The sequence below is a fragment of the Mesorhizobium huakuii genome (genome assembly GCF_030160235.1).
GTDB classification, from domain to species: domain Bacteria; phylum Pseudomonadota; class Alphaproteobacteria; order Rhizobiales; family Rhizobiaceae; genus Mesorhizobium; species Mesorhizobium huakuii.
In genome coordinates, this window is record NZ_BSNY01000021.1 from 36,340 (window position 1) to 52,249 (window position 15,910).

Genomic DNA, 15,910 nt, shown 5'->3' on the forward strand with positions numbered 1-15,910 from the left:
ACATGCGGCCCGGCGAAGACGCCGGCCGACTTTGTCGGCTCGCTATGTATCGTAACACGATATAAATTCAAGCTGGTTTTGCATCAAACCGTTTGAGCCTTTGGCCGGAATGGAACAAATGTCTGGAATGACGCAGCCCAAGAAATCCCGCCCCGCCATCGAACTGGCCGACTATCAGCGGCTGTCCGAGTTCCGCTACCTGATCCGCCGCTTCCTCGAATTCAGCCAGTTGCAGGCGGAAGACGCCGGCCTGACGCCGCGCCAGCACCAGGCGCTGCTGGCGATCAAGGGCTATCCGGGCGGCGGAGCGGTGACGGTGGGCGATCTGGCGGAGCGCCTGCGTATCCGTCATCACAGCGCCGTCGAACTGGTCAACCGCCTGAGCGAGGCGGGACTGGTCGTGCGGGACCAGGACAAGGACGACCATCGCCGCGTGCTGCTGCGGCTGACCGAACGCGCCGATGATTGCCTGGCCGAGCTGTCGGCGGCGCATCTCGACGAGCTTTCGCGGATCGAGCCGATGCTGAGGCGCTTGCTCGATCAGGGCCGCGAGTGAAGCTCAGGCGCCTTGCGCCGGATGGCATTCATCATTTTTTCGACGCCCGAATCCTTTGACCTCGCCGCAACGTCTAGGGGATGAAAGCCTCAAAGGGGCGCAAGGCAATCGAGAGGACGACCAGCGATGAAACGCCATCTGATACGCTACAAGATGAAGCCCGAACGAGCCGATGAGAACGAGCGGCTGATCCAGGCGGTTTTCCAGGAATTGCGCGCCAAATCGCCGGACGGCGTCCGCTACATGACCTTGCGGTCCGCCGACGGGACATTCATCCATCTGGTCGAAACGCAGACCGATGCGCATTCTGATAGCATCACCGGCCTGGCCACATTCAAGGCTTTTCAAAGCGGCTTCACGGATCGCTGCAGCGAACCTCCGCAACGCGACGAGATGACCGTGGTAGGCAGCTACCGGATGCTGGACACATGACGAGGCAGACGAGGCCGCAGAACGGAGGCTCATGAACATTCCCATAGCTGGCGGGCAACATGGGCACTTCGAGCGCCTGCTTGGGGAATTGCGCCCCAAGCTGCACCGCTACTGCGCCCGCATGACGGGCTCGGTCTTCGATGGCGAGGACGTGTTGCAGGAGGCGCTGGCCAAGGCGATCGAGGCTTTGCCCGGTGCCGGCCCGATCGCCAATCCGGAAGGCTGGCTGTTTCGCATCGCCCACAATACGGCGCTCGATTTCCTGCGCCGCCGCGCCCGCGAAAAGGCCTATTCCGACGAGGATTTGGACATGATCGTCGACCCGGCGAATCCCACCATCGATCGCCTGGCCGCTTCCGCGGGGCTGCATACTTTCATGCGCCTTCCCGTCACGCAGCGAAGCAGCGTCATCATGATGGACGTTCTGGGCTACTCCTTGCAGGAGATCAGCGCCACGCTCGATACCAGCATCCCCGCGGTCAAGGCCGCACTGCATCGCGGCCGCGACCGGCTGCGCCAGATTGCGCACGAGCCGGACGACCGGCCTCTCCCGAGACTGGGCGCCGCGGAACGCCAGTTGCTCAACGCCTACATCGATCGCTTCAATGCCCGTGATTTCGACGCGGTGCGCGACATGCTGGCCGAGGAAGTCCGGCTCGAACTGGTGGCCAGGACACGGCTCAACGGCCGGAAGGAAGTCGGCACCTATTTCGGCAACTATTCCAGGGTGCGCGATTGGCATCTCGTACCTGGCTTCGTTGAAAACAGGCCGGCAATCCTCGTCCGCGATCCCAACGACCCGACGGCCCGGCCCGCCTATTTCATCCTGCTGGCCTGGCAGGTCGGCAGGCTCGCCGCCATCCGCGATTTCCGCCACGCCCGCTACGTCGCCGAAAGCGCCGAGATGCTCGTTCTTTGAAACGATTTCGGGAAGCCTTCGCCCCTGCTGCCTGCTGCCTGCTGCCTGCTGCCTGCTGCCTGCTGCCTGCTGCCTGCTGCCTACCGCCCAGGGCTACTGCAAAGACTTCAGCAGATTGTCGATCGTGAACGGGTTGGACTTCGGCTTGGCCGGCGGCGGGTTGTCGTTGGCTTCCGGCAATGGCGCAGGCTCGGCCTTGGGCGCCTGTTCAGCCGCCTTGCGCTCGGCCTCAAGCCTGGCCTTTTTCTGCGTGGCGATGCGCATCGCCTCTTCCGCCTTCTGGCGTTCCTGCTCGGCCTTTGCCTTGGCCGCTTCGTCGGCGGCCTGCTGCTCGGCCGCGGCCTTCGCATCGGCATCCGCTTTGGCTTTCGCGTCGGCATCGGCCTTGGCTTTCGCTTCCGCGTCGGCCTTCGCCTTGGCATCCGCTTCAGCCTGCGCCTGAGCTTCAGCCTCCGCTTTCGCCTTGGCGTCTGCCTCGGCTTTCAGCCGCGCCGCCTCTTCCTGCTGGCGCAGTTCCTCGGCGGCCTTGTCGCGCGCGTCCTGCAGCGCCGCGTAGTGGCGCACCTCGCGCCGCAGCCGCTGCTTCTCCAGCAACGCCGCCTGCATCGCCTCGACGCGCTGCTGCTCCTTCTCCAGCGCGCGCTGGGTCAGGAACTGCGCCAAAGGCTCGCTGTCGAACTGCCGCTTGATGGCGCCGAACGGCCCTTCGGCGGTTAAATTGACGACCGGCTCGGAGCCGACCAGCGCCTCGTCGCCGGGCCGGTAGGTGATGGCGCCCTTGGCGGAGACCGTGCTGGTGTTGAGATCGGCCGTGACATCGGCGGACAAGGTCGCCGCCGGATTTTCGAGGCTGATCGGCGGCGCCCTCAACGTACCGCCGGCGATCGTGAAGGCGATGTCGGCATTCCCGGCGGGGAAATTGCCATCGGCGGCGATATCGGGCGCGAAGCCGGCGGTCTTGGCCGCGTCGATGTCGCGTCCGATCGCGTCCGCCTTGGCCAGCAAAGCACTGAACGCGTCGGGATTGACGCCGGCGACCTGCAACCCCTTGAGCGTCGCCGTGCCGGAACCCGAGAGGGCGGCGATCATCGCATCGACAGACTTGCCACTGGTCGACAGCGTCGTCGAGAAATCGCCGACGCCGCCAATGCCGGTATCCGGCAGCACATTTGCCAGATCGGCGCCCGCGAGCTTCATCTGGCCGGTGAAAAGCCCGGTGCCCTCATTGTTCTTCAATTCGAACAGGCCGGTCAGCGCCCCGCCAAGGAATTTCGCCTTGAGGTCCGAAACGCGGATGCCTTCCTGGTCGAGCTTCAGCGAAAAGGCGGCGTCATAGGCGGTGGCGAATGGTCCGGCGGCGAGGGCTGCCGTCGTCAGGTCGAGATTGGCGGTGAACGGCAGGCTGGACTTCTGGCTGAAAGGGGCTGCCGGCCAAGCGCCGCCCTTGTCGACCCCACTTTTGTCGACCCCACTCTTGTCGGCCCCACTCTTGTCGGCCCCACTCTTGTCGGCCCCACTCTTGTCGGCCCCACTCTTGTCGGCCCCACTCTTGTCGGCAAGGAAAGCGGAATCGCCGAACAGTGCCACGGCCATCGGATCGAGATCGAGCTCGTCGAGTGCCAGCGCGCCGGCCAGATGCGGCACGCCGTCCTTGGCGTCGATGTTGACGTCGCCCGACACCGCGGCCTCGTTGATCGCGCCACTGACATTGTCCAGCACCAGCAGGCCGTTGCCATAGTCGCCCTGTGCCGAGAGCGATGTCGACATGCCCGCCCCCATGCCCGGCAGGCCGATGCCCGACGTCATCAGCCACGGTTCGATGTCGGCCGCATCGAGGTTGATCTTGCCCTTGGCGGCAGGCCCCTGCGGCGTGTCGGCGACGGTTCCCTCGAAGCTGGCCTTGAAGTCATTGCCGGCAAGGCTGAAAGTCGTCGCCAGCCCGCCGCCCAACGTGCCTTTGGCCTGGATGTCGGTCGTTGCCTCGCCCAGCATGCCCAGCGGCAGCGCCGGCAGGCCGTAAAGCGCCAGCAGCGCGGTCGCGTCGGGGTTCTTGGCGTTGAAGGTCAGTGCCACCGGCGCCTCGAGAAGCTTGTCCGGCGCGCCCTTCCCCGACAGCGAGGCCGAAAACGCCGAGCCGCCAGCCTTGCCTTGCCCGCTCACCGCCAGGCCCGTCGTGCCATCGCCATTGTCGGCGGCACTCGCCACGAGGTCGACGCGTGCATCCTGGAACAGGTCGGGATAGGCAGCAGCGCGGCTCGCCAGCCCCTTCAGCACAGCATTGTCCGGATAATGCTGCGCGGCGACGTCGATCAGCGGCTTCAAATCGACGGCGACAACCGATGCATCGAGCTTGCCGGTCGGGCTCGCCGGGAAATCCTTGATCCGCCCCGTGGCGCTGATCGAGGCGCCGGCCAACCCGCCGACCGACAGCCGGTCGACTTCGAGCAGGCCGTCGCGCAGCCTGAGCGCGGTGTCGACCGTGTCGGCGGTCAACCCGCCGGCGCTGACCGGCCCGGCCTTGATCTGGAAATCGAGATCGCGGTCGGCAAAGCGGTTGGCGCCCTTGTCGCTGACGAAGATCGAGGCGAAGGCCGCCAGCCCGTCGACATCGAGTTCACCGCCTTCGAGCCGCATCAGCACCGAAGGCCGGGCTTCGTCAGGCTGGCTGGAATCGATGCGGCCGGAGAACTTCGCCTTGCCCAGGATCAATTCGAGATCGCTGAAGGATTGATGGTTTTCCGTCAGGTCGACCTTGGCCTTGAAGCCGGCGGCGGGCAGACGGCGGATCGCCTCGTCGACATCTTTCGACAGCCAGGCGGCAAAACCGGATGGCTGCGCCACGGCCAGCAGCAGCGAGCCGGTGAAGCCGAAATGGCCCTGTACATTGAGCGCAAGCATGCCATCGGCTTCCAGCGTGGTGCGGCCCGGCAAGGTCGCGGCAAGCGATTTGATCGACCAGCCGCTCTCAACGGGCTCGGCGGACAGATGGACATCACGCACCGTGGTGTCGCCGGCCACCACCGCCGGCAGCTTGACCTCGACGGTGCCGGGAATGGTCGGCTTCGGCAGATCGAGCAGCGCCTGCTCCAGCCCGGCGATGCGCTGGTCGAGCGTCAGGCCTGCACCGGCCTGGGCGCCCACAGCCTCGTCGAACTGCACCTGCGCGCCATTGGCCTCGATGGCGAAGTTCGGCTTCTGGCCGAGATCGACCGAGGCCTTGCCGTCGGCCGTGTAGGGATTGTCCAGCGGCCCCGTCTCGAAACGGAACTCGTCGACGCCAAGCTTCTGGTGGTCGAGCGAGAACTTGCCGTTCAGCCGAAAGCCCGGATCGGGCTTGCCGGTGCTGACCTTCACCGTCTCGCCATCGGTGCCGCGCAATTGGGCTGAATTCTTGTCGGCGCCGGAAATCTTGAACTGGCCGGAATAGACGGCGGCACCTTTGACGATGCCGGCATTGCCGTCGGTTTCGATCACCAGCGGATAGGCGTCGGGATCGGCCTTCAGCCGCAGCCGCATCTGGCCGTTGCCCTCGGCCTTGCCGGTCGATGCAGCGATCGTGGTGCGCAATCCGTCCAATCGCAACGTGCCGTCCATGCGCCACGGGCCGGCCAGCGACTTGGCCGAAATGGTCGAATTGATCTCGGAAAAGATGTGGCTGCGTCCGCCGGCGGCATGGCGCAGTTCGATCTGGCCTTCCGTAACCGTCAGCTTCTCGATCGAGATCTGGTTGAGGTCGAAGGGCGAGGACGGCCGCATCGCCCAGTCGACGGTGCCGTCATTGGCAATGTCGATGGTCGCCTTCGGATGCACCAGCCGCATGTCGAAGATCAGCACCTCGCCGCGCAGGAAAGGCGCCAGTTCCGCATCCATCGAAAACGTCTCGACCGTCATGGCCGGCTGGCCATTGGGGCCACCGGAAACGGCAACGTTGGAGAAGGTCACCGAGGGAAATGGCAGCAGCCTTGCCGTGGCGTCGCCCTGCACGGTCACCTTGCGGCCGAGGATGGCGCTTGCCTCGCGCTCGAACTGGGAGCGGTAGCCGGTCCAGTCGACAAAGTACGGGACCACCAGCGCCGCGCACAGCACCAGCACGAACAGGCCACCGAAGATCACGAACAGGCGTGCGAGCATCAGCTCCGAACAGGTTGATTGAAATTCTGCCGCACTCTACCCGCATCCGCGTGTCGATAAAGAGGCAATTCATCCAGTATTGCGTCATCCCGGACGATCTGAAACAAATCCGGCAAAAGCGGAGATTCTTGAATGTCGGGCAAGAACTGGGATCGCGTGCCGATCGACGCGCAGAGCGTCGATGCGCCGCTTTCGCAATCGGCGATTTTCCTCGTCGTCACCGTCGCCGGCGATCAGCCGGCCCTGGCCAGGATTTGTTCCGTGCTCGGCGAACTTGACGATCTGGTCAAGACTGTCGGCTTCCGCGACCTCGGCGGCCGCCTGTCGTGCATTGCCGGCATCGGCAGCGATCTCTGGGACCGTCTCAGCCCCGGCCGGCGGCCACTGGAGCTGAAACCGTTCGCGCCCATCAAGGGTGCGGTCCATTCGGCGCCATCGACGCCGGGCGACCTTCTCTTCCACATCCGGGCCGAACGATCAGACATGTGCTTCGAGTTCGAGCGTATCCTGCTCGACCGCCTTGGTCCCGATGTGACCGTCGTCGACGAAGTGACCGGCTTTCGCTATTTCGATGCCCGGGACCTGCTCGGCTTCATCGACGGCACCGCCAATCCGACCGGCATCGACCTACCCGCCTCGGCGCTGATCGGCGACGAGGATGGCGACTTTGCCGGCGGCTCCTATGTCGTCGTGCAGAAATACCTGCACGACATGCAGGCCTGGGCGCGCATTCCGACGCCCGAGCAGGAGGCGATCATCGGTCGCACCAAGGTCGACAACATCGAGATCGACGATGACGACGCGCCGCGCAAATCGCACAAGTCGCTGGCCACCATCGAGGATGCCGACGGCAACGAATACGACATATTGCGCGACAACATGCCGTTCGGCAGGCCCGGGCAGAATGAGTTCGGCACCTACTTCATCGGCTATTCCAGGTATCTGTGGGTCACCGAGAAAATGCTGCAGCGCATGTATGTCGGCGACCCGCCGGGCGCCTACGACCGCCTGCTCGATGTCTCGGCACCGCAGACCGGCACGACATTTTTCGCGCCGACCCGCCCGATGCTGCAGGCCCTTGTCGAGGGCGCGCAGCATCAGCTTCCCGCAGCACGGTAAAGCGGCTGCCGACAGCCCTTGTCGCAGGGATCAGCGTGCGTCGCGCTTGGCTTGCGCCACCTTGCCCGCCTTGCGCTGCCGACCGAGTTCCGCCGGCCTGACCAGCTTCGGCGCCCGCCCGTTGGCCACGGCCCGCATGCCCTTGTGAGCTGTCCGCGAATTGTGCGCGGGGCCGTCCGCCGGCGCATTTTGCTTCATCGCCAGCGCCTTGCGCGCATTTCCGACGAGTGAAACGCGAGCCGCCAGTTGGCGCCGCCTTTCGGCCTCGCCATTCAGCCGCCGCATCGCCATCGCCAGCACCGCCAGCTTGACCTGCGAACCGCCATCGGCCTTTGAAATGGCAGCCCCTTTCGGCGCGCCCTTGCCGCGTATTTCACGGCGCCGGCGATGTGCTTCGGCCTGCGCCTTGTCGCGCCGCTCGCGCAGCAGCTTGACCAGGCCGGAAAGGTCGGCGTCGGAAAGCTCCTGCACCGCCGGATGGTGCGATTTCTCCACCAGTTCCTTTTCGTCGGCACTCAACGCGCGCGCTTCTTCCTTGCGTGAAATGGCCATGACAGTTCTCCTCCGCTGGCAACACTGACTTATCAGACCTGCCGCGCAAGGAGCCTCGACCCGAATGGCGGCGCGGTCAAGACGAACCTTTTTGTCCCGGCGCGTTCGAGTTGTCTTGGGTATCGCACGAGGCGAGCTTGCGAGACCTTCGCCTGGAGAGTTCAGGCGCCCTCTCCGGCAGCCTCCATCAGCGCAGTCAAAACCGCTCCCTTGCGAAGGCTTGTCGAGAAACTCTTGGCGATAAACTCCAGAGTGGAGTCGTGGAACGTCAAAATGAAGTGCCGATAGTCTGAATACAGCTCGGGTGTATGGGACGAATGAACCCGATTTGCCTTTTCCAGCGAGGCTATCCACGACGAGTTGCAGACCTCGAATGCCTCGTAGGCCCGCAAGCCCGACGGATAGAGACGATGGCCGCTGATGGCCTCGTCATTCGGCGGGCCGAACTGAAATGTCAGATAAGGGTCTGCCGTCAGGATGGCGACTGACTGGTTGCCTGTCAGCGGCGAAACCGAGCGCGGATTCGTGCCATCGAAGGATGGATCTGGAGCATTGGCGAGGTAGGCTATGAGAAGCCTGCCTTCATCCGCAAACACATGAGGCAGCGGCGCGCCGGCGGACATGAGCGGCACCTTGATCGGCAGCAAGGTCTCGGCAATCGACATCTAGTGGTCGCCGTCCGGCAATATCTTGCCCGGATTCATGATGTTTAGCGGATCCAGCGCCTTCTTGATGGTGCGCATGATGTCGACGCCGTGACCAAGCTCGCTGCGCATGAAACCGATCTTCCCCTGGCCGATGCCATGCTCGCCGGTGCAGGTGCCGTCCATGGCGATCGCCCGCAGGTTGAGCCGCGCGACGAATTTTTCAGACAGCGCGATCTCCTTGGGGTCGTTGACATCCATCAGCACCAGCACGTGAAAATTGCCGTCGCCGGCATGGCCGACGATCGGCGCGATCAGGCCCATCTCGGCGATGTCGGCCTCGGTCTCGGTGACGCATTCGGCAAAGCGCGAGATCGGCACGCAGACATCGGTCGACAGGCCCTTGGCGCCCGGCCGCAGCGTCAACGAGGCCCAGTAGGCATCGTGCCTGGCCTTCCACAGCTTGGTGCGTTCCTCGGCGACACTGGTCCACATGAACGGTCCGCCGCCATTCTCCTCGGCGATCATGCCGAAGGTCTCGGCCTGTTCGGCGACGCCGGCATCGCTGCCGTGGAATTCGACGAACAGGCACGGGCTCTCGGGATAATCGAGCTTGGAATAATTCTTCATCGCTCGCATCTGCAGCGCATTGACCAGTTCAATGCGCGCCACCGGAATGCCCATCTGGATCGTCGCGATGACGGCATTGCAGGCCGCTTCGACGTTCGGGAACGGGCAGACGCCGCCGGAGATCGCCTGAGGAATGCCCTGCAGCTTCAGCGTCAGCGAGGTGATGATGCCGAGCGTGCCTTCCGAGCCGACCAGCAGCCGCGTCAGATCGTAGCCGGCCGAGCTCTTTTTCGCCCGCTTGCCGGTCGTCACCGTCTCGCCATCGGCCATGACGGCGGTCAGCGACAGCACGTTCTCGCGCATCGTGCCGTAGCGCACCGCATTGGTGCCGGACGCCCGCGTCGCCGCCATGCCGCCGAGCGAGGCATTGGCGCCGGGATCGATGGGGAAGAACAGGCCGGTGTCGCGCAGATGCCGGTTCAAATCCTCGCGCGTCACGCCGGGCTCGACCGTGCAGTCGAGATCCTGCGGATTGACGGCCAAAATGCGGTTCATGCGCGAGGTGTCGACCGAGATGCCGCCGCCGGGTGCGTTGGTATGGCCCTCCAGCGAGGAACCGACGCCAAAGGCGATCACCGGCACGCGATGAGCGGCGCAGGCGCGCACGATCTCCTGCACCTCGGCCGTCGTTTCCGGGAAAGCAACGCCGTCGGGCGCCTGCGTCGGGATATAGGTGGTGGTGTGCGCGTGCTGGGAGCGGATCGCCTGCCCGGTCTGAAAGCGCTCGCCCAGCTGCTGCTTGAGGATGCCGAGCACCGCCGCGATGCCTTCCTCGTTGCGTTCGACCGGATTGAGGTCGCTCAGAGCCATGAATTCCTCCGCGAATGGACCAGCGCCCACGTCTGTTATGCAGCTATGGATGCCTAAAGCAATTCCAGGAAAAGTGTGAAGCGGTTTTCCGTTCGGAATTGCGTCAGAATAGAGTCTTCGCAGCCACAATTTGTCCAGCGCCAGAACAAGGAAGTTTCAATGTCCATCCCCGCCCCCTTCGTCTCCAAGCCCATGGACATCGAGAAGGACTGGATCGACTACAATGGCCATCTCAACATGGCCTATTACAACGTGCTGTTCGACCGCTGCTCGGACGAGGCCTTCGAGGCGATGGGCATGGGGCTGGACTACGTGAAACAGCGCCGTCTCACCATCTACACCGCCGAAGTCCATGTCTGCTACGTCCAGGAACTGCATCTGGACCACAAGGTCCAGGTGTCCTTCCAGCTCATCGACCATGACGAGAAGCGGCTCAGGGCCTACCAGGAGATCCGCCATGTCGACGGCTGGCTGGCCGCCACCTCCGAGACGCTGTCGCTGCATGTCGACATGTCGGGGCCGAAGGTCGCGCCCTTCCCCGCCGATGTGATGGCCAAGATCGAAGCCATGCGCGCCGTCCATTCGGTGCTGCCGATGCCGGAACGCGCCGGTCGCTCGATCGGCATCAAACGCAAATAGGGCAAAGCCGACACGCTCCGAACAAGTGACGGGGACCTCAAAGCCACACCGGCAATCCAAAAATCGCCGCCCCCTCAAATCGGCCGGCACCAGTGCTTGAAGCCGCCGGGCACCCGCATTAACCTTACCGAGGTTTTAACGGGAACAAGCCAATTGAGCCGTTGAACGACTCAGCGGAGCGGTCGAAAACGGTCCGCATCGAGTTGCGATACGAGCGGCGGGGCGAAGCCGGTTCGAGGGACGTGCATGAAAACCGACATCAAGGTCGAGGTGGACAGGCTGGCCGCTGATCCGCGCATCACCGACTATGATTTCTGGCGTTCGCTAAAGAACGTCGACAACGAGATATTCCACATTGCCAACAACAACGAGCCGATCCCGTTCGACATGATCCGCTGGCGAACCATCTTGAAGCGCGCCCGCCTGAAGCGCGGCCACGCATAGCCCTGGCGAGACCGCTCGCGAACACCGGCAACCAATCAAACCGCGCCGTTCACGGCAAACGCTTCACCGCCGCCAACGGCGAGCGCGCCACCACCGGTGACGACTGGATGATGGCCGTGTTGGTCATCGCATAGGGAATGATGCGGTCGATCACCCGTTCGAGTTCAGCCACCGAGCCGACATGCGCGAGCGCGATGAAGCAATCCTCGCCGGTCACCCGGTCGCATTGCGCGATCTCCGGCAGTTCGCGGATGATTTCGGCCACCACGGACAATTGCCCCGGCACCGGCCGGATGCGCAGCCATGCCGACAGCTTCAAACCAAGGGCTGCAGGGTTGATCCTGACGCTATAGGCTTCGATCACGCCGTTTTCCTGCAGCCGCTTGATGCGCTCGGCGACGCTCGGCGCCGACAGGCCGACCGAACGTGCCAGCTCCGCCGTACTGGCGCGTGCATCCTTCTCCAGCAGGCGCAGGATCTTCATGTCGGCCGCGTCGAGATCGATATTTTCAGTTCGAAGGCGTTTCACGGACAAATCCTTGCTTTCGATATAGATGCGATCAGTTTGATCAATCATCATCCATATAGATCGCGGACAATGCCTGCGATACTGATCCGATGAATGATCAAGCGCAAGCTCCCACGGCAAGGCCCACGCTTGCCCCCGCCTCCACCGGCTCTGGCCTTGGCGGCCTGGCGACCAGACTGCCGCCGCATGTCTGGTTCGGCGTCAGCGCCGTCTTCCACTATCTCGGCCCGGCCTTCGCCGTGCTGCTTTTCCCGCATGTCGGCGTGCTTGGCATGGCGTGGCTGCGCATCGCCACCGCCGCGCTGATCTTCGCGCCGCTGACGCGCCCCTGGCGCAGCTTCGCTCGCGCCAATCCCCAGACACGCCTGCTGTTGCTGGCCTTTGGCGCCTGCCTCGCGGTGATGAACTGCTCCTTCTACCTGGCGCTCGACCGCTTGCCGATCTCGCTGGTGGCGGCAATCGAATTCGTCGGCACCATCGGCGTCGCGCTGATCGGCCTCAGGAGCGCCCGCAACCTGGCCGCCCTTGCTGTTGCCGTCACCGGCACCTTGCTGCTCATCGACGTCAAATGGTCCAGCGATCCCGTCGGCCTGTGCTGGGCCTTCCTCAACGGCGCGCTGTTCGTCGGCTACATCGTGCTAGGCCATCGCGTCGCCCGTTCCGGCGCCGGCGACGGCATTGCCGGCCTCGGTGCCGCCATGGCGGTCGCCTTCATCGTCGTGCTGCCGATCGGCTTGACCGACGCGCTGCCGGCGTTTTTCTCACCGCCGCTGCTGATCGCTGCCATCGGCGTCGGCATCTGCTCTTCGGTCATTCCCTATATCTGCGACCAGCTTGCCATGTCGCGCCTGCCGCGCTCGAGTTTCGCGCTGATGCTGTCGCTGCTGCCGGTCACGGCAACGTTGATCGGCGTCATCGTGCTGCGCCAGATTCCAAGTCTCGGCGATTGCTTGGGGATCGCGCTGGTGGTCGCCGGCGTCGCCTTCCACAAGCCTCCATCCAGCGACTAGACACCGAGAAAACCGTTTATCGTCAATTGCTTGCACAAGTGCCGAGTCGGTTCCAGATCTCGCCTGACTGCGACAAGACGTCCATTATTGAACCAATTGCGCCTTCGAGCCGTTGATCCCCACGAAAACGGCTTGGAGTGAAGCAATGGACTGGAAACGGACCAGGGAGCCTGCCGACGCTTGGCACATGACGGACGACCTTCATGTCGAGCATGGCAAAGGCGACCCGTTCGCGGCGGCCATCCGCGCCACCCGCATGTCGATGGTCATCACCGATCCCCGGCGGCCCGACAACCCGATCGTCTTTGCCAATGACGCGTTCCTGCGGCTGACCGGTTATGAACGCCACGAGGTGCTGGGCAAGAACTGCCGCTTCCTGCAAGGGCCGAAAACCGACAAGGCTGCTGTCGCCCAGATCCGCACGGCGATCGAGGACAATGCCGATGTCAGCGTCGACATCCTGAACTATCGCAAGGACGGTTCGACCTTCTGGAACGCGCTCTACATCAGCCCTGTCTCCAACGACAAAGGCGAGGTGCAGTTCTTTTTCGCCTCGCAACTCGACGTCTCGGACCGCAAGCGCTCGGAGCATCGCATCACCGCCGACAAGGACCGCTTCGAGAAAGCAGTGAAGGAACGCACCGCGGAACTGGAAGCAGCGCTGGAGGCGCAGACCACTTTGCTGCACGAGGTCGATCATCGGGTGAAAAACAATCTGCAGATGATCTCATCGCTGATCATCATGCAGCGCCGGACCATAAAGGATGAGGCGACCAGGCATTCCTTGGCCACCATGCTGGAGCGTATCGAGGCGCTGAGCACCGTGCATCGCCGGCTCTACCAGTCGAAGGATGTCAGCCGGTTCGACGTCTCGGATTTCGCCAAGGACCTGGTGACGGATCTGCTGACGGCGTCGGGGCGCTCCGGAATCAAGCCGAAACTCGAGCTCGATCCCATCGTGATTTCAGCCGAGAAGGCGACGCCTGTCGCGCTGATGGTCAATGAGCTCGTCACCAATGCCTTGAAGCACGCTTTCAAGGAGGGACCGGACGGGACCACGGCGGGTCGCATCGGCATCAAGATGAGCCAGCCCGACGGCCACTTCAAAATCGAGGTGTCCGACGACGGCGTCGGCATGGCCGAAGCCAATGGCGATGCCTCGTTCGGCATGCGGCTGATCAAATCGCTCGCCCGCCAGTTGCACGCCGACATCGAGTGGCGTGACGCCGGCCCCGGCACCAAGGTCGTGATCTCGATGCCAAACGAACCGCAGCAAAAAGGACTCTCTCATGACTGAACCGCTCAAGGTCCTGATCGTCGAGGATGAAGCGCTGTTGGCGATGGAACTGGAAAGTCTCGTCGAGGAGGCCGGCCATAGCGTCGTCGGCTGGGCGACATCTTCGGCGGAAGCAAGAAGCATGATCGAGTCCACGGATGCCGACATCGCTTTTGTCGACATCCACCTCACCGACGGCCCGACCGGCGTCGACGTGGCCCACTATATCGGCGAGAAGAAACGTTCGATGGTGGTGTTCATGACCGCCAATCCGAAGCGCATCCCCGACCATTTCGCCGGTGCGATCGGCGTCATCGCCAAGCCCTATACGATGAACGGGCTGACGTCGGCGTTGCGCTACCTCCAGGAAGGCGTACGCCGCCCGCCGCCCGTCTCCGCACGGCCGGCCGGCTTCACCCTGTCGCCGGCCTTCGAGGCGGTCTGGGCACCCGCGGCCTGACTTGCCTACGCCAGTTTCTGCTTCAGGAAAGCGATCGTCCTGCCCCAGGCGAGATCGGCCGCCTTCTTGTCGTAGCGCGCCGCCGACGTATCGTTGTTGAAGGCATGGTTGGCGCCTTCGTAGACATAGACCGTGTATTCCACATGCGCGGCGTCGAGCTCCTTCTTGAAGGCATCGATGCCGGCATTGGTGCGGTCGTCGAGGCCGGCATAGTGCAGCAGCAGCGCGGCCTTGATCTTCGCGGCGTCGGCGGCCTTCGGCTGCATGCCGTAATAGGCGACACTGGCGGCGAGGTCTGGCGCGTTGACGGCCAGCATGTTGGCCGTGCCGCCGCCCCAGCAGAAGCCGATGGCGCCGACCTTGCCGTTGCCGTCCTTGTCGGACTTGAGGAAGGCGACCGTCGCCACGGCGTTGGCGACGGTCCGCGCCGGATCGAGCTTGGTGAACATGTCGCGCGCCTTGTCCTCGTCATCCGGCGTGCCGCCGAGCGGCGACAGGAAATCCGGCGCAAGCGCCACGAACCCCTCCAGCGCCACGCGCCGGGCGACGTCGCGTATATGCGGGTTGAGCCCCCGGTTTTCGTGGATGACGATGACCGTGGCGAGCTTGCCGGCCTGGTTTGCCGGCTTCACCAGATAGCCCTTCATCTCACTGCTGCTGCCGGGATAGGTGATGTCCTCGCCTTTCACCCTGACATCGTTTTCGGCGACGATCGCCGCCTGGGCTGAATTCGCCGCCAGCATCGGCGCGATCGCGGCCGCCGCCGCACCCGATCCGGCAAGCCTGGTCAATTGTTCCATGAAGCGGCGGCGGTCGAGCGTCAGATGCGTGTATTCGTCATAAGCGTCGATCATCGCCTGGGTGATGGCAGGCTTGTCGGCGATGGTGGATTTCGTCACGGGGGCGCTCCTCGACTTTGGTATCCTTGCGTCCGCAAGATAGGGGCGAGGCCCGCATCGTCCAGTCACGGCTCGGTCACACTCCCGTTCCCTGGCAAGCGGCGGCAACCATCATCACAATTTTGTCATCGGCGACAAATCTTGATGGCGCCGCCACAATAGTAGCGGAGACTGGTCATCCGGCCGGTCCATGACGCGGCCGCGGTCCTGAAGGGCCTGACGTGAAAGGAAAACTGATGACCATGACCTCGCCGACCCTGACAGCCGCCTTCATGCTTGCCGCAGCCGCCGTTCTGGCGATGCGCGCAACCGTTGTGGCGGCGAACCGGAAATCCATGGTCAGGGTCCGCAGCCGCCAGCGCCATCCGGCAAACACGAAAACCCAGGGTTGAGGTGAGATCATGAACGTCCAGGATATCGTCAATACCGTCTCGCAAAAGGCGGGCCTCGACCAGGCGACGACGGAAAAAGTCGTCGGCACCATTTTCTCGGTGCTGGAGCACGAGGCGGAAGGCACCAGCGCTTCTTCGTTTTTCGCCAGGATTCCCGGCGCCGACGACCTTGCGCACCAATATGACGTGATGGCCGCTAACCCGGCCGGCGGTGGCGGCGGCTTCCTGTCCTCGCTGCAAGGCGCGCTTGGCGGGGTTCTCGGCGAAAAGGCGGGCGCACTGGTCAACGGCCTGGCCGCGCTGAAGGCATCCGGCCTCGATCTGGCGCAGATCCAGAAGGCCGGCGCTACGCTTGTCCAGCAGGCCGAAGCCGCCGCCGGCCCCGATTTGACCAACCAGGTGCTGGGGTCGGTGCCCGGCCTGAAGAGCCATCTCGGACTTGGCTAGCGCCAAGACCGCTTTCGGTTA

Annotated in this window: 17 protein-coding genes; 11 read left to right on the forward strand and 6 right to left on the reverse strand. The window is 63.9% G+C overall.

Annotated features, from left to right (window positions below):
- The first annotated feature begins 109 nt into the window (after nt 1-109).
- The 3 genes from QQK95_RS10425 (at nt 110) to QQK95_RS10435 (ending at nt 1,907) form a co-directional block, all read left to right on the forward strand.
- Nucleotides 110-556 carry a MarR family winged helix-turn-helix transcriptional regulator gene (locus QQK95_RS10425; protein WP_409371675.1) on the forward strand — a complete coding sequence of 149 codons (447 nt, stop codon included), beginning with the start codon at nt 110-112 and terminating at the stop codon, nt 554-556.
- A gap of 126 nt (nt 557-682) precedes the next feature.
- Complete coding sequence (locus QQK95_RS10430; protein ID WP_284271934.1) at nt 683-988, forward strand: hypothetical protein; 306 nt, start codon at nt 683-685, stop codon at nt 986-988.
- A gap of 31 nt (nt 989-1,019) precedes the next feature.
- Nucleotides 1,020-1,907, forward strand: a complete 888-nt coding sequence (locus tag QQK95_RS10435) for a sigma-70 family RNA polymerase sigma factor (protein WP_284271936.1) — start codon at nt 1,020-1,022, stop codon at nt 1,905-1,907.
- A gap of 93 nt (nt 1,908-2,000) precedes the next feature.
- Here the strand turns inward: QQK95_RS10435 and QQK95_RS10440 are convergent, their stop codons facing one another.
- A complete protein-coding gene (locus QQK95_RS10440) occupies nt 2,001-6,038 on the reverse strand; it encodes an AsmA family protein (protein ID WP_284271938.1) in 4,038 nt (1,345 codons plus the stop codon).
- A gap of 132 nt (nt 6,039-6,170) precedes the next feature.
- Here QQK95_RS10440 and QQK95_RS10445 point away from each other — a divergent pair, with 132 nt between their 5' ends.
- Nucleotides 6,171-7,157, forward strand: a complete 987-nt coding sequence (locus QQK95_RS10445; RefSeq protein ID WP_284271941.1) for a Dyp-type peroxidase — start codon at nt 6,171-6,173, stop codon at nt 7,155-7,157.
- A 30-nt stretch (nt 7,158-7,187) separates the two neighbouring features.
- Here QQK95_RS10445 and QQK95_RS10450 read toward each other — a convergent pair whose 3' ends face one another.
- The 3 genes from QQK95_RS10450 to QQK95_RS10460 all read right to left on the reverse strand — a co-directional run bounded on the left by QQK95_RS10450 (nt 7,188) and on the right by QQK95_RS10460 (nt 9,793).
- A complete protein-coding gene (locus QQK95_RS10450) occupies nt 7,188-7,709 on the reverse strand; it encodes a hypothetical protein (RefSeq protein ID WP_284271944.1) in 522 nt (173 codons plus the stop codon).
- A 161-nt stretch (nt 7,710-7,870) separates the two neighbouring features.
- A complete protein-coding gene (locus QQK95_RS10455; protein WP_284271947.1) occupies nt 7,871-8,374 on the reverse strand; it encodes a hypothetical protein in 504 nt (167 codons plus the stop codon).
- Entirely contained in the window at nt 8,375-9,793 is a 1,419-nt protein-coding gene (locus QQK95_RS10460) for an FAD-binding oxidoreductase (protein WP_284271950.1), read from the reverse strand.
- Nucleotides 9,794-9,952: 159 nt separating this feature from the next.
- Here QQK95_RS10460 and QQK95_RS10465 point away from each other — a divergent pair, with 159 nt between their 5' ends.
- Nucleotides 9,953-10,432 (forward strand): thioesterase family protein, encoded by a 480-nt coding sequence (locus QQK95_RS10465; protein ID WP_284271953.1) that lies wholly within the window; start codon nt 9,953-9,955, stop codon nt 10,430-10,432.
- 246 nt (nt 10,433-10,678) lie between these two features.
- On the forward strand, nt 10,679-10,876 hold the full coding sequence (locus QQK95_RS10470; RefSeq protein WP_284271956.1) for a hypothetical protein: 198 nt from the start codon (nt 10,679-10,681) through the stop codon (nt 10,874-10,876).
- 49 nt (nt 10,877-10,925) lie between these two features.
- Here the strand turns inward: QQK95_RS10470 and QQK95_RS10475 are convergent, their stop codons facing one another.
- Nucleotides 10,926-11,405 carry an Lrp/AsnC family transcriptional regulator gene (locus QQK95_RS10475; protein ID WP_284271958.1) on the reverse strand — a complete coding sequence of 160 codons (480 nt, stop codon included), beginning with the start codon at nt 11,403-11,405 and terminating at the stop codon, nt 10,926-10,928.
- A gap of 89 nt (nt 11,406-11,494) precedes the next feature.
- Here QQK95_RS10475 and QQK95_RS10480 point away from each other — a divergent pair, with 89 nt between their 5' ends.
- From QQK95_RS10480 to QQK95_RS10490, 3 genes are all read left to right on the forward strand, one after another.
- Nucleotides 11,495-12,415, forward strand: coding sequence for an EamA family transporter (locus QQK95_RS10480; protein WP_284271959.1), 921 nt, complete (start codon nt 11,495-11,497; stop codon nt 12,413-12,415).
- A 145-nt stretch (nt 12,416-12,560) separates the two neighbouring features.
- Nucleotides 12,561-13,712, forward strand: coding sequence for a histidine kinase dimerization/phosphoacceptor domain -containing protein (locus QQK95_RS10485; protein WP_284271961.1), 1,152 nt, complete (start codon nt 12,561-12,563; stop codon nt 13,710-13,712).
- On the forward strand, nt 13,705-14,151 hold the full coding sequence (locus QQK95_RS10490) for a response regulator (protein ID WP_284271963.1): 447 nt from the start codon (nt 13,705-13,707) through the stop codon (nt 14,149-14,151). The genes QQK95_RS10485 and QQK95_RS10490 overlap by 8 nt, the downstream gene beginning before the upstream one ends.
- Nucleotides 14,152-14,156: 5 nt before the next feature.
- Here the strand turns inward: QQK95_RS10490 and QQK95_RS10495 are convergent, their stop codons facing one another.
- Nucleotides 14,157-15,005 carry a dienelactone hydrolase family protein gene (locus QQK95_RS10495; RefSeq protein WP_284272557.1) on the reverse strand — a complete coding sequence of 283 codons (849 nt, stop codon included), beginning with the start codon at nt 15,003-15,005 and terminating at the stop codon, nt 14,157-14,159.
- A 281-nt stretch (nt 15,006-15,286) separates the two neighbouring features.
- On the opposite strand from QQK95_RS10495, the gene QQK95_RS10500 reads away from it, so the two are divergent.
- Both QQK95_RS10500 and QQK95_RS10505 read left to right on the forward strand, forming a co-directional pair.
- The gene (locus QQK95_RS10500) at nt 15,287-15,442 is read left to right on the forward strand and encodes a hypothetical protein (RefSeq protein WP_284271965.1); all 156 of its coding nucleotides are present in this window, start codon (nt 15,287-15,289) and stop codon (nt 15,440-15,442) included.
- A 9-nt stretch (nt 15,443-15,451) separates the two neighbouring features.
- A complete protein-coding gene (locus QQK95_RS10505) occupies nt 15,452-15,889 on the forward strand; it encodes a hypothetical protein (RefSeq protein ID WP_284271967.1) in 438 nt (145 codons plus the stop codon).
- The last annotated feature ends 21 nt before the right edge of the window (nt 15,890-15,910 follow it).

What these genes read in the sequence shown, in the direction of transcription:
- QQK95_RS10425 (WP_409371675.1), top strand. Translation starts at nt 110, where the DNA reads ATGGAACAAATGTCTGGAATGACGCAGCCCAAGAAATCCCGCCCCGCC.
- QQK95_RS10430 (WP_284271934.1), top strand. Translation starts at nt 683, where the DNA reads ATGAAACGCCATCTGATACGCTACAAGATGAAGCCCGAACGAGCCGAT.
- QQK95_RS10435 (WP_284271936.1), top strand. Translation starts at nt 1,020, where the DNA reads ATGAACATTCCCATAGCTGGCGGGCAACATGGGCACTTCGAGCGCCTG.
- QQK95_RS10440 (WP_284271938.1), bottom strand. Translation starts at nt 6,038, where the DNA reads ATGCTCGCACGCCTGTTCGTGATCTTCGGTGGCCTGTTCGTGCTGGTG.
- QQK95_RS10445 (WP_284271941.1), top strand. Translation starts at nt 6,171, where the DNA reads ATGTCGGGCAAGAACTGGGATCGCGTGCCGATCGACGCGCAGAGCGTC.
- QQK95_RS10450 (WP_284271944.1), bottom strand. Translation starts at nt 7,709, where the DNA reads ATGGCCATTTCACGCAAGGAAGAAGCGCGCGCGTTGAGTGCCGACGAA.
- QQK95_RS10455 (WP_284271947.1), bottom strand. Translation starts at nt 8,374, where the DNA reads ATGTCGATTGCCGAGACCTTGCTGCCGATCAAGGTGCCGCTCATGTCC.
- QQK95_RS10460 (WP_284271950.1), bottom strand. Translation starts at nt 9,793, where the DNA reads ATGGCTCTGAGCGACCTCAATCCGGTCGAACGCAACGAGGAAGGCATC.
- QQK95_RS10465 (WP_284271953.1), top strand. Translation starts at nt 9,953, where the DNA reads ATGTCCATCCCCGCCCCCTTCGTCTCCAAGCCCATGGACATCGAGAAG.
- QQK95_RS10470 (WP_284271956.1), top strand. Translation starts at nt 10,679, where the DNA reads ATGAAAACCGACATCAAGGTCGAGGTGGACAGGCTGGCCGCTGATCCG.
- QQK95_RS10480 (WP_284271959.1), top strand. Translation starts at nt 11,495, where the DNA reads ATGAATGATCAAGCGCAAGCTCCCACGGCAAGGCCCACGCTTGCCCCC.
- QQK95_RS10485 (WP_284271961.1), top strand. Translation starts at nt 12,561, where the DNA reads ATGGACTGGAAACGGACCAGGGAGCCTGCCGACGCTTGGCACATGACG.
- QQK95_RS10490 (WP_284271963.1), top strand. Translation starts at nt 13,705, where the DNA reads ATGACTGAACCGCTCAAGGTCCTGATCGTCGAGGATGAAGCGCTGTTG.
- QQK95_RS10495 (WP_284272557.1), bottom strand. Translation starts at nt 15,005, where the DNA reads ATGATCGACGCTTATGACGAATACACGCATCTGACGCTCGACCGCCGC.
- QQK95_RS10500 (WP_284271965.1), top strand. Translation starts at nt 15,287, where the DNA reads ATGACCATGACCTCGCCGACCCTGACAGCCGCCTTCATGCTTGCCGCA.
- QQK95_RS10505 (WP_284271967.1), top strand. Translation starts at nt 15,452, where the DNA reads ATGAACGTCCAGGATATCGTCAATACCGTCTCGCAAAAGGCGGGCCTC.